This window comes from Sphingobacteriales bacterium (genome assembly GCA_016699615.1).
Classification (GTDB): domain Bacteria; phylum Bacteroidota; class Bacteroidia; order Chitinophagales; family JADIYW01; genus JADJSS01.
On record CP064984.1, the window covers coordinates 1,474,471 to 1,487,211 of the forward strand.

A 12,741-nucleotide genomic window follows, 5' to 3' on the forward strand; every position below is an offset into this window, starting at 1 on the left:
ATTATTAGAATTTAAGATATTTTAAGTAAAAATTAGGCTTTGATAACATTGTTTATGCTATTGCAATTTTATTTATCTTTGTAAGTAATAAAAAGACTATTAGTAAATAAAAATGAATGAACTTCTAGATTATATTGAGAATAAACAACATGACGAAAAACGCCAAGGCGAAGCATTAAACTTAGATTTGAATCAATCAGAACTAAAGAATAACAAATTTTTCTATATAGAAAGTTATGGTTGCCAAATGAATTTCTCTGATAGCGAAATCGTTGCTTCAATTTTAGCACAACAAGGTTATGGAATTACCACCAATATATTTGATGCAGATTTGGTATTACTAAATACATGCTCTATTCGAGAAAAGGCAGAGCAAACTGTTCGCAATCGCTTAAATTCTATCAATGAAATAAAAGAACAAAAACCAGGCTTGTTAGTTGGTGTTTTAGGTTGTATGGCAGAACGACTAAAGTCTAAATTCTTAGAAGAAGAAAAATTAGTAGATATTGTAGTTGGTCCAGATGCTTACCGTACATTGCCTGAGTTATTAGCAGAAGCAGAAGGTGGACAAAAAGCAGTGAATGTATTATTAAGTAGAGAAGAAACTTACGCAGACATTTCGCCAGTACGTTTAGATAAAAATGGTGTTACTGCATTTATTTCTATCATGCGTGGGTGCGATAATATGTGTTCATTCTGCGTGGTACCTTTTACACGTGGCAGAGAACGAAGTAGAAATCCAGAATCTATTATAGCAGAAGCACACGATTTATTTCAAAAAGGATATAGAGAAGTAACTTTGCTTGGACAAAATGTAGACTCATACAAATGGAAAGGAGAAGATAAAAACGATGACAAAGAAGCTGAAGTGTTACTCAATTTTGCGCAACTTTTAGAGAAAGTGGCATTAGTACATCCAGATTTGCGTGTACGTTTCTCTACATCACATCCAAAAGATATTACAGACGAAGTGTTATATACAATGGCAAAATATGAAAATATATGTAAGTATATACATTTGCCAGTACAAAGTGGAAGTTCATCTTGCTTAGAAAGAATGAACAGAACTTATGACAGAGCATGGTATATCAATAGAGTTGATGCCATCAAACGTATCATTCCAGATTGTGGTATTTCTTCAGATATCATTGCTGGATTTTGTGGTGAAACAGAAGAAGAACATCAAGATACACTTTCAATGATTGATTATGTACAGTATGATATGAGTTATATGTTTTTCTATAGCGAAAGACCAGGTACCTTAGCAGCACGCAAATACAAAGACGATGTAGATTTAGAAACTAAAAAACGTAGACTAAATGAAATCATCACTTTACAAAATCAGCATTCACTACAAAACAATCTAAAAGATTTAGGCAAGACATTTAGAGTATTGATAGAAAAGACATCAAAAAAGAGTGATGATGAGTTATGTGGAAGAAATTCACAAAATAAGATGGTTGTTTTTCCTAGAGAAAATTATCAAATAGGCGAATATGTAAATGTATTGATAGAAAAAAATACTGGCGCTACTTTAATTGGAAAAGTAGTTAGATAAATATGATGAATATTCTGATTAAAAATAATATCGAACAAATTAAATCTATTCTACTGGTGAATAAAGTAGAAAGTGCATATTTATTTGGTAGTATGACTAATGCAAAAATAAAAAACCCAAATGACATAGATTTGTTAATTAGGTTCAACGATAAAATAAATTTTATTGAATACAGTGATAATTATTTTAGAATTATAAATAGTTTACAAGAATTATTAAAAAAAGACGTTGATATTGTTGCAGAAGAAACAATATCAAATAAATATCTGAAACAATCTATTGACGCAGAAAAAATTCAGATTTTATGAATATCAAAGAACTAAAATTACTCGAAGATATTAAAACTTCTATTTCTTCTATTGATGAACATCTCCAACACAAAAGAGATTTTAATTTATATATATCAAACAAGACAATTCGTCGTGCTGTAGAAAGAGAATTAGAAATCATTGGAGAAGCAATTGGAATTCTTTTAAAGTTAAATCCAAATATAAATATTTCATATGCAAGACAAATTGTTGATTTAAGAAATAAAGTCATTCATGCATACGATAATGTAAATAACACAATTATTTGGAAAGTAATAGTTGTAGATTTACCAGTTTTGAAAATTGAAGTTAATAACTTACTACCATAAATATTACCTATTACCTTGAATACACTTTACCTTATTCCTACAACAATTGCTGAAAATAGTACACAGACTATTCCAACATACATTGCAGATGCAATTACAATATGTGAGATATTTGTCGTAGAAAATCTAAAAACTGCAAGAAGATTTATCAAATCAATTGTAAAAGCAAAAAATATAGATAAGTGTATTTTTATTGAGTTAGATAAACATCAGAACTACAAATTTGACGAGCAATTTTTTTATACATTAAAAAATAAAAATATAGGATTGATGAGCGAAGCAGGCACGCCGTGCATCGCAGATCCAGGAAATAAATTTGTGCAACTTGCACACGAATTAAGATGGAAAATTAAACCATTAGTTGGTCCAAGTTCAATTTTATTAGCATTAATGTCAAGTGGATTCAATGGACAGCAATTCTCATTCAATGGTTATTTGCCTATTGATGCAAAAGAAAGAAGAAGTAAAATTTTAGAGTTAGAACGATATGCCAATAAAAATCAAACACAAATTTTTATGGACACACCATATCGAAATCAAAAGATGCTAGAAGAACTCTTGAGCAATTGCAATGTCAATACAAAATTATGCATAGCATGCAATCTTGCAGCCAATGATGAATGGATAAAAACACTAACTATTGCTGAATGGAAGAAGCAAAAAGTAGATGTACAAAAAAAACCATGTATTTTTATTTTAGGAAAATAAGCACATATGATAATTATAGATGATGTATTGATAAGCGATGATGTGTTGGAAAAACAATTTGTTTGTAACATAAGCAAATGCAAAGGTGCATGTTGCATAGAAGGCGATAGTGGTGCGCCAGTAGAAAAAGAAGAAAGAAAAATTTTAAAAAAGATATTTCCAAAAATAAAAAAGTACCTAACGCAAGAAGGCATTGAAGCAATAGAAAAACAAGGTACTTCTGTAGATGAAGAAGATGATGAATATGCATCTTTTGCAACACCTTTAATTAATGGTGGAGCATGTGCTTACATTAACTATGATGAAAATGGAACAGTAGTTTGTGGTATAGAACAAGCATATAGAGATGGTGTAATTGACTATCAAAAGCCAATCAGTTGCCATCTGTATCCAATTCGTTTAAAAAGAATGGACACCATGCTTGCCATGAATTACGACTATTGGGAAATATGTAAAGATGCTTGTACACTTGGAAAAAAATTAAAAGTTCCAGTATATCAATTTCTAAAAGAGCCAATAATTAGAAAGTTTGGCGAAGAATTTTATGAAATCTTAGAGCAAGCTTCTAAAAAATAGTTTATTGCATAGAATGAAAACCAATCGTATTGCCTTCAGTATCTGAAACTAAGCCAATAAAACCATATGCACCAATAGATGTTTTATTGTCTATGATTTTGCCACCAGCTTGTTCTACTCTACTCAATTCTACAGCACAATCTTCTGAGCCAAAATAAACTATTGTGCCCATGCCACTTGGTTTATAACATTCCATTTTTACTAATGCACCAGAAGCACCACCACCATTTTGGTCTGAAGGAAAAGCATACATTTCACCATCAAAACCTTCTGGCGCTGGCATTGCTTCCAATTTTTTTGCTAATACAGTTTCGTAGAAACTTACGGCTCTATTCATGTCATTTACATAAATCTCGAACCAAACTACAGGATTCATCATATTGGTTGTTTTTATAAATAAAAATAATTTTATTTTTTCATTTCTACAATAAATAATCCTCTTATTTGCTTAGAAGTATATCCAGTTGCCTTGTCGTTCGGATAGTATTGATTGATTTTTGATAAAGTATTTTCTTGTATATCTTTTCCTTTAGTACCATGACATTGTAAACACATTTCATTTGTTTCAATACCATAGAATGCAATTACCTTATTTTTCTTTTCTATTACTTTTGGTACAAGCTTTTCATTATTTGCCAACTTTTGTTTTAGTTCTTGTATAAATTCTAATTCTTCTTTATTGGCTTTGTTTTTAGGATTTCTTTCTAAATCTGATACTCTTTTTATACTTGCATTTAATACATTAGACATACTATCTGTAATTGGTAGTGCCTTTATATTACAGAATTCTAATGCACCTGCTGTGCCTTTTGTTTGTATTGCTTGCATTAAATTTTTACCCAATTCTTGTTTTGTTTTCATGGCAAATTCCAATCCCTTTTCTTCCCAGCTTTTTTCAGAAGTGTTATTTGTATTGTCAGCATTCCAATCAAAATTTTTTAAATCTGTCTCAATTAAAAAATCAGCTATTTGTTCAATATCTTCTTCTTTGAAAGTGAGTTTAGGCATCAAACCGTATTTTTTTACGGCTTCTGATAGTTTTGCATTGTCTTTGCTTGGCGCATTCAAAAATGTTTTAATGCTCATCACAAATTCTTCTTTGCTTACACCATCTAAAGTATATGCTTCTTTTATTTCTTCAAATGATGGAGCTATTTTCGCATCATTAGTATGGCAAGATGTACAGTATGTAATGGTTAAATTTTTCCCAGCATGAATCATTGTACTATCAACTACAATATCTTCTATTCGGTAATGTTCAACTGAGTTGCCTTTCTGTTTGCATTGATATGCAACAATCATCAATAATATAAGTATTGATATTGTTTTTATTTTTCTCATTTTAATTGTGTTTTGAAGAAAGACATCATTCTTTCAAATGCTATTTTTCCTTGGCTATTTTTAAAAAATAAATGTGGAATGCCATGTGGTAAAACATACATGTGAGATTCTAATTTTTCGCCAAGTTCTTTCTTCAGTTCTTTTATTCTACTTGCAGGACAAAAAGCATCTAAATACACAAAATGACCTTGTACTTTATTTTGTATTAATGCAGAACATGATTTAGGTATTCCACTTCCAGCTCTTCCAAACGAATGATGAAAGACTACTGGTGCTTTCACTTCTGGTCGAATGGCAGCATGCAGCACAAAGCCACCAGTAAGGCATTGTCCAATTACGCCGATTTCATGTTCATTTACCAAATCATATTCTTTAAAATGATCAAGAATTTCAAAAAACTCATTTAGTGGTGCATTGTCTTTCGCATGGTTATTTCTTATCATTTCATTCATAAAAAATTGCACACAGTACTTTTGCATTGTAGTACCACCACTGTACAAATCTGGAATCAATACATTATAATTACCTTCATTTGATAATATTTCAGCAGACTTTAGATTTACTTTTTGTACGCCAGTTAAATCAGGTAAAAAAATAATGCCAGGTCTTTTTTTGTTCCCAGATGCTTTAAAATAGTAAGCATCTAAGGTTCTGTCCATCAATTTAAATTGTACTTTTTCCATTGTTTGAATAAAACACTAAGATACTTTTTATTTTTTGAATTTTTATTTGAGTATTAATATTCGAGTTGAAAATCTTTGCTTGTTTCGAATTTATAAAACAAACTATCTATTCTTGATGATAAATATACAATATTTTTGTAGCTATGGTTAGTAAATCCTTGCATACAAATATTTGTAATATTATCTTTTTCAAATCTTAAAATATAACTTGGCAATCTATATTTTAAATGAATAGATGTATCTAATTTTTCTTTACATGTTTTTGTGCTTTCATATTTTAATAATTTATCAAAAGTGTTTGCAATTATACCTTTTTAATATTTTTAATAATAGTAGGATTTTCAAAGTCATAAACATATTTATAATATGTGCTATTAGAATCATGTTCTGTTTCAATATAATATTCTGTTCTTTGCATTTCACAACAACTACAATTGAATTCTGAAATATATACCTTATTAATTTTTTCTGATTTAATTAAGGGTTTAATAAAATTGATAACATCGTTTTTTATAAAATTACTTGTATCCTTTAAGTATTTTAATTCATTTAATAAATGTTTTTTTATATTATTTGTATTGGTGTCATCTTTATACATTTCAATAAAATGGTTATAATGAATTTCTTTTGATAAAATTGTTTTATAATAAATAGAATTATCACTTTCTTCATAACTTACCTTAATACTATTATTAATTACCTTATAAAATAAATTGTTACAATCCTTTCTTTCTTTACAAGAATAAATTAACAAAATAAAGAGCATGAGGCAATAATTGTTCATATTATATATATACGAAAATAAGGTAATTTTATGTAATAGATTTTATAAAATCTATTACTGCATTTGCCCATATTTCTGGCTTTTCTAACATTGGATAATGGCCACATTCATCAATTTTTGTATATGTTGAGTTTGGTGTGGCATCGTGCAAAGTTTCTGCAATAGCTTTTACAGCAATTGGGTCTTGTTGTGCCCACAAAAAATGAACAGGGAAATCTACTTCTTTAAAAATTGGAATCCATCTGTTCCAAAATTTCTTTCTTTCATTATTGTATGTTGATACACGATGCAAAACTTCAGTACAAGAATCATGCATCAAAAAATCATATAATAACTCAATTTCTTGTTGCTTAAATTTGTTTTTATCAAACCAAATAGCACGCATATTTTTTACATACATGCTTTTATTCATCATAGCTGCAATATATTTTCCAACTATTTCATGCTTTAATAATTTTTGTATAATTCGTAGTTTTGCCAATTGTATATTCATACTTCCATTGCAAAATGTAAAAGATTGAATCTTTAGCTGGTTGTAGCCTTGTAATTTTCTTACCATGATTTCATTAGCTACAGTAGTGCTATAATCATGTGCAACAATGTGTATGTTTTTTAATTCTAAATGATTCCATAATGCCAATGCAATATCAGCTTGTTCCATTAATGAATAAGCATAATTTTTTGGCTTTTCGGACAGTCCAAAACCAAGATGGTCGTGAAGCACAATATTAAATTTATTTTCAAAAAATGGCAGAACATGAACAAAATCATAACTACACGATGGATAGCCATGCATGATACATATAGTTGGTGCTTGTTCATCAACTATATGCTGAATATAAAAGACATTAAAGTGATTAATCTTAATGTTTTTTCCTTTTGCTCTCCATTCTTCTATTTGCATTAGAATAAAAATAAAAAAAAGCTGCCAATAAATTGACAGCTTAGATAAATAAGATTAGTACTTTTATTAAACTTTGGCAGTTTTTACTGTTTTGATAATTCTTGCAGCAACTTTATATGGATCTGCAGCAGAATTAGGTCTTCTGTCTTCTAACCAGCCTTTCCAGCCTTTCTCTACTGTTCCAATTGGAATGCGAATAGAAGCACCTCTGTCTGAAACACCAAAACTAAATTGGTCTATAGATTGAGTTTCGTGTTTTCCTGTTAATCTCATATCATTATCTGCACCATAAACTTCAATATGTTCTTTTACATAAGGTGCAAATGCATTACAGATTGTTTCATAAGTTTCTTTGCTGCCACAAGTTCTCAATGTTTCGTTAGAGAAGTTAGCATGCATACCTGAACCATTCCAGTCTGCATCAGTACCCAATGGTTTGCAGTGCCAGTTGATTGAATAATCATATTGTTCTGCTGTTCTTTCTAATAAGTAACGAGCAATCCATACTTGGTCACCAGCTTGTTTTGCACCTTTTGCAAATACTTGGAATTCCCATTGTCCTATTGCAACTTCTGCATTGATACCTTCAATGTTTAAGCCTGCATCTATACAATAGTCTAAATGTTCTTCTACGATATCTCTACCTACAGCTTTTCCTGCACCTACAGAACAATAGTATATTCCTTGTGGTTCTGGCGTTCCAGTTGGTGTATATTCGCCCCAGCCAATTGGTTTGTTTGTTTTAGGATTCCAAATAAAATATTCTTGCTCAAAGCCAAACCAAAAATCATTATCATCATCTTCGATAGTTGCTCTTCCGTTGGTTGCGTGTGCTGTTCCATCCGGATTTAATACTTCGCACATTACTAAGTATGCGTTTCTTCTTGCAGGATCTGGACAGATAAATACTGGTTTTAATAAACAGTCTGAAGAACCACCAGGTGCTTGCTCTGTTGAAGAGCCATCAAAACACCAAACTGGACAATCTTCTAATTTTCCAGTAAAATCTCTTTCGACTCTAGTTTTACTTCTTAGGCTTTGAGTTGGTTTGTAGCCGTCTAACCAGATGTACTCTAATTTGAATGCTGTCATATTTTATTTTTTTTAAATGTGAATAATATTTACAATATTTATTAAAACAAAGATAAATACTATCATATTTATAAAAAATAGTTCAACTTTAAGATATAATTAAGTTTGTTTTTTTACATTTTGGTGTAAAATTATTGACTTTTTTATTAAAATATTCTAATTTGTTGTTTGTATATGATAATGTGTATTGTTTTTCTTTAATTCAGTTTCTTAGATTTGGTAATTATTGTGCTTGTTCTAAGATTCTGATAAATAAATTATTGTATGATAGAAAAAATAGTTACATTAGTATAAAATTTAATATCTATGATAATCGTTGTAAATCACAGCATTAATAACCCAGAAAAATTTTGGGCATCTGCGCAAGCAAGTCTTCCACAATTGCCCGAAGGTGGCGTGAAAAGAGTAATACAAGTATTACCCAATAATGACATGACTATATCAACTTGTTTGTGGGAAGCTGATAGTATTGAATTGCTAGACGCTTACTTGAGAGAAAAAGTATTAGATTGGAGCTCAGAAACATATTTTGAGCTTAAAACTGATGCTGCAATGGGTGTTAGCTTGTAGTTGGTTATTTTAATCAATGATATACATAGAACATTTGCTATGTACTCAAATGTTTTGTACCGTGTTTTGAACAATGTCTTCTAGTAGTTTTTCTGCTTGGTGCATTGTATTTATGTTCTCATACACCAATATAAGTATACTGCCATTTTGTTTGAGTGTGCATTTGCGTTTGCCATTTTGAATGTATTGCATAATTTTGCCAAAGCTTTCGCCTTCGTAAAATGCAGATTTTTCATTACTAATGAAATAGCATCTTAGCTTGCCTCCTTTTAAGATTATTTTTTCAAAACCTAATTTTTTAGCCAACCATCGCAATCTTAAACCATCAAATAATTCATTTACTTCTTTAGGTATTTTTCCAAATCTATCTTGCAATTCTTGTGTAAATGTTTTTAGTTCGTGTTCATCTTTTAATTCATCTAACTGTGCGTAGATACGTAGTCTTTCTTCAGTATTTTGAATGTATTCGTTTGGAATCAACATTTCTAAATCTGTGTCTATGCTACAATCGCGAACAAACTCGGTTTGTTGCTCTATTTGTTCTTTAAAAACTTCTTTAAATTCTGTGTGTTTTAATTCATTAATTGCTTCATCTAGTATTTTATGATACATCTCAAAACCAATGTCTGTAATAAATCCACTTTGCTCTCCGCCCAATAAATTTCCTGCACCACGAATATCCATGTCTCTTAATGCAATTTGAAAACCAGAACCTAAATCAGAAAATTCTTCCAATGTTTGTAATCTCTTTTTTGCTTCTGGTGTTAAGGTAGATTTTGGCGCAGAAAGTAAGTAACAAAAAGCTTTTTTATTTCCACGTCCTACTCTTCCACGTAGTTGGTGCAAATCACTCAGTCCAAAATGGTGTGCATTGTTGATGATGATGGTATTAGCATTTGGAATATCTAATCCAGATTCTACAATATTGGTACTTAAGAGCACATCAAAATCACCATTGATAAACTCAAGCATAATATCTTCTAGTTGGTCGCCTTCCAATTGTCCGTGTGCTGATTTTATATTTATATTTGGTAGTAATCTGCGTAATAAGATTTCCATTTCATGCAGATCTTTTACTCTATTGTGTACAAAGAAAACTTGTCCGCCTCTAAAAACTTCGTATTCTATGGCTTCTTTGATAAACTCAACATTGAATGTATGAACTTCTGTTGTAATAGGAATTCTATTTGGTGGTGGCGTCATTATGTTTGACAAATCTCGAGCGCCCATCAAAGAAAATTTTAGTGTACGTGGTATTGGTGTTGCTGTAAGTGTGAGTGTATCTATGTTGCTAGAAAGTTGTCTAAGTTTTTCTTTGGCAGACACGCCAAATTTTTGTTCTTCATCTATAATTAATAATCCTAATTCTTTGAAGTTTATTTTTTTATTGAGTAATGCATGTGTGCCAATTAAGATATCTACTTTGCCTTCTTCAACATTTTTATAAGTTTGTGTTTTTTCTTTTTGTGTTTTAAAGCGATTAATAAAATCAACCGTTACTGGAAAATCTTCTAATCGTTTTGAAAATGTTTTATAATGTTGCCATGCTAAAATTGTAGTAGGTACCAAAATAGCTACTTGCTTGTTGTCGCACACAGCTTTGAATGCTGCACGAACTGCTATCTCAGTTTTCCCAAAACCAACATCACCACATATTAGTCTATCCATTGGATGTGGTTTTTCCATGTCTTGTTTTATATCTAATGTAGCTTTTAGTTGGTCTGGCGTATCTTCATAAATAAAACTTGCTTCCAATTCATCTTGTAAGTAAGTGTCTGGTTTATATGCAAATCCTTCTTGTACCTTTCTTTTAGCATACAATGCTATTAATTCTTTTGCAATGTCTTTTACTTTCGCTTTGGTCTTTTGTTTTATGGTGTTCCACACATTAGTACCTAGCTTGTGTATTTTTGGTATTGCACCTTCTTTGCCTGTATATTTGGTTATTTTATGTAATGAGTTGATATTGACATACAACAAGTCATTGTCTTTGTATATAATACGAACCATTTCTTGCTCTACACCATTTGTATTGATGATTTGCAAGCCAGAGAATTTTCCAATTCCATGGTCTACGTGTACTACATAATCACCTGGATTCAAATCTTTCAACTGTCTAATATTGATAGCTTTATTTTTTGAGTAGCCTTGTTTTGTTTTGTATTTATGGTATCGTTCAAAAATTTGGTGATCTGTATAGCAAACAATTTTTAGTGCTCTATCTACAAATCCATTGCTGAGTGAAATATTAATTGGATTAAAATGTATGGTTGCATTTTTATCATTAAAAATATGCTCAAAACGTTCTAACTGTTTGGCATTGTCTGCAAAAATATAGTTCTGAATAGATTCTTCTTGGTTGAGTTGTAGATCTTTGATTAATAAATCAAAATTTCTATTGAATGATGGTTGTGGTAGTTGGTTGTAATCTATTGTGTGCCATTCGTTGTTGCTCTTATTAAGAAAGTGTTGTTGTTCTGCATATAAGGCAATAACTTGTTTGCTTTGTATATAATCAAACAAATCATTTGGTTGTATAAAAAGTTGTTGCAGTGTTTTATCTTTGAATAAGTGCTCCTTTATTTTATTATTTTCTTTAATTTTAAGGTATTCATCTAATACTCTATCAAAATATTTTTGTGTTGCATCAGAAAAATAAGCAGTGTCATTAATCCAAACAATTGTATTTTCTGGTAGGTATTCAAAGATACTTGCATGTTGTTCTTCAACAAAATGTGTTTGTACATTAGGAATAATCGTAAGTTCTGAAATCTTTCTAATAGAAATCTGAGTCTCAACATCAAAAATACGCATACTTTCTACTTCATCATCAAAGAGCTCTATTCTATATGGTTGTTCGTTGCCAAAAGAAAATACATCTATAATGCCACCACGAATAGAAAACTCTCCTGGTTCGTATACAAAATCTGTACGCTCGAAACCGTATTCTAGCAATACATCTAAAATAAAATCTACATTTACTTTTTCACCAACTTTAATAAATAAAGTATTTTCTTGTAGTTTTTTAGCATGTACAATTTTTTCTAAAATTGCTTCTGGGTAGGTAATTATTATTTCACCTTGATTCTTATGTAATAATAATGCATTGAGCGTTTGAGCACGTAGTAAAATATTGTTGTTGTGTAATTCTTCAAAAGAATTTATTTTTTTATAAGATGAAGGAAGAAATAAAATCTGCTTTTTATCTAAAATTTGTTGTATATCATTTTGTAGATACAATGCATCTTCATTGGTATTAGCAATAAAAACATGTGTAAAATCTTTCTTTTGGAACAAAGCACTTATAACGAAAGCTGGCGCCGAGCCAATACATCGTTTCAACAAAATAGGTTTTTGTCCAGTTATATTTTCTATGATATCAGCCGTTCGTTCATCATCTCGATACAGCTGCAGAAGTGTCTGCAAATTCATGCACTGCGAAGATAATAATTATCATCTTTACTAAAGAAACTAAATAAGACAGTTACAATTTTTTAATTTCTCTGTCATTTTGTCCTTATTTAACAATAGTTTAGTTAATTGTACTATTGGCATTTATTTTGTATATTTGATAGTAAAAATTAAAACATGTCAGGATTATATTTATAGTAACTATATATCAAATTACACAAAACATTTAAAAAATATCTTTTCGTCTATTTTTCAAGTTGAGTAATTTGATTATATTCTTCTATTTCTTTGTTATTAATATATAGTTGTGCAATGTATTGCTCATTAAATTTCTGTATATTTATTTAATTTTACTTGCAGATTATAAATTGTACCTACCGTGTCAATATATTTATCTTTTGGCTCAATAAAATATAAATTATCAGTTGCTAATGCTCCTGAAATAATATATAATTCTTTTATGTGTTTTCTGATAAG

13 protein-coding genes are annotated in these 12,741 nt (G+C 30.1%); 6 read left to right on the forward strand and 7 right to left on the reverse strand.

Features of this window, described 5'->3' with window-relative positions; translation table 11 throughout:
- Positions 1-112: 112 nt before the first annotated feature.
- The 5 genes from miaB to IPK18_07025 are packed head-to-tail and all read left to right on the forward strand — an operon-like array spanning position 113 to position 3,479.
- Entirely contained in the window at positions 113-1,558 is a 1,446-nt protein-coding gene (miaB, locus tag IPK18_07005) for a tRNA (N6-isopentenyl adenosine(37)-C2)-methylthiotransferase MiaB (protein QQR99244.1), read from the forward strand.
- Positions 1,559-1,614: 56 nt separating this feature from the next.
- A complete protein-coding gene (locus tag IPK18_07010; protein ID QQR99245.1) occupies positions 1,615-1,866 on the forward strand; it encodes a nucleotidyltransferase domain-containing protein in 252 nt (83 codons plus the stop codon).
- The gene (locus IPK18_07015; GenBank protein QQR99246.1) at positions 1,863-2,195 is read left to right on the forward strand and encodes a DUF86 domain-containing protein; all 333 of its coding nucleotides are present in this window, start codon (positions 1,863-1,865) and stop codon (positions 2,193-2,195) included. The genes IPK18_07010 and IPK18_07015 overlap by 4 nt, the downstream gene beginning before the upstream one ends.
- 9 nt (positions 2,196-2,204) lie before the next feature.
- Positions 2,205-2,903, forward strand: coding sequence for an SAM-dependent methyltransferase (locus tag IPK18_07020; protein QQR99308.1), 699 nt, complete (start codon positions 2,205-2,207; stop codon positions 2,901-2,903).
- Positions 2,904-2,909: 6 nt separating this feature from the next.
- A complete protein-coding gene (locus tag IPK18_07025; GenBank protein ID QQR99247.1) occupies positions 2,910-3,479 on the forward strand; it encodes a DUF3109 family protein in 570 nt (189 codons plus the stop codon).
- Between the two features lies 1 nt (position 3,480).
- Here the strand turns inward: IPK18_07025 and IPK18_07030 are convergent, their stop codons facing one another.
- From IPK18_07030 to IPK18_07055, 6 genes are all read right to left on the reverse strand, one after another.
- Positions 3,481-3,858: a VOC family protein gene (locus tag IPK18_07030; protein ID QQR99248.1), complete on the reverse strand. Its 378-nt coding sequence runs from the start codon at positions 3,856-3,858 to the stop codon at positions 3,481-3,483.
- A gap of 29 nt (positions 3,859-3,887) precedes the next feature.
- The gene (locus tag IPK18_07035) at positions 3,888-4,820 is read right to left on the reverse strand and encodes a DUF3365 domain-containing protein (GenBank protein QQR99249.1); all 933 of its coding nucleotides are present in this window, start codon (positions 4,818-4,820) and stop codon (positions 3,888-3,890) included.
- Complete coding sequence (locus IPK18_07040) at positions 4,817-5,503, reverse strand: dienelactone hydrolase family protein (GenBank protein ID QQR99250.1); 687 nt, start codon at positions 5,501-5,503, stop codon at positions 4,817-4,819. The genes IPK18_07035 and IPK18_07040 overlap by 4 nt, the downstream gene beginning before the upstream one ends.
- A 304-nt stretch (positions 5,504-5,807) precedes the next feature.
- Positions 5,808-6,269 (reverse strand): hypothetical protein, encoded by a 462-nt coding sequence (locus IPK18_07045; GenBank protein ID QQR99251.1) that lies wholly within the window; start codon positions 6,267-6,269, stop codon positions 5,808-5,810.
- Positions 6,270-6,315: 46 nt separating this feature from the next.
- Positions 6,316-7,191 carry an alpha/beta hydrolase gene (locus tag IPK18_07050; protein QQR99252.1) on the reverse strand — a complete coding sequence of 292 codons (876 nt, stop codon included), beginning with the start codon at positions 7,189-7,191 and terminating at the stop codon, positions 6,316-6,318.
- A gap of 66 nt (positions 7,192-7,257) precedes the next feature.
- Positions 7,258-8,283 carry a glutamine synthetase beta-grasp domain-containing protein gene (locus IPK18_07055; protein ID QQR99253.1) on the reverse strand — a complete coding sequence of 342 codons (1,026 nt, stop codon included), beginning with the start codon at positions 8,281-8,283 and terminating at the stop codon, positions 7,258-7,260.
- A 306-nt stretch (positions 8,284-8,589) separates the two neighbouring features.
- Between IPK18_07055 and IPK18_07060 the strand changes: the two genes are divergently transcribed.
- Positions 8,590-8,853, forward strand: coding sequence for a hypothetical protein (locus IPK18_07060; protein ID QQR99254.1), 264 nt, complete (start codon positions 8,590-8,592; stop codon positions 8,851-8,853).
- 45 nt (positions 8,854-8,898) lie between these two features.
- Here the strand turns inward: IPK18_07060 and mfd are convergent, their stop codons facing one another.
- Positions 8,899-12,285, reverse strand: a complete 3,387-nt coding sequence (mfd, locus tag IPK18_07065; GenBank protein ID QQR99255.1) for a transcription-repair coupling factor — start codon at positions 12,283-12,285, stop codon at positions 8,899-8,901.
- Positions 12,286-12,741: the final 456 nt, after the last annotated feature.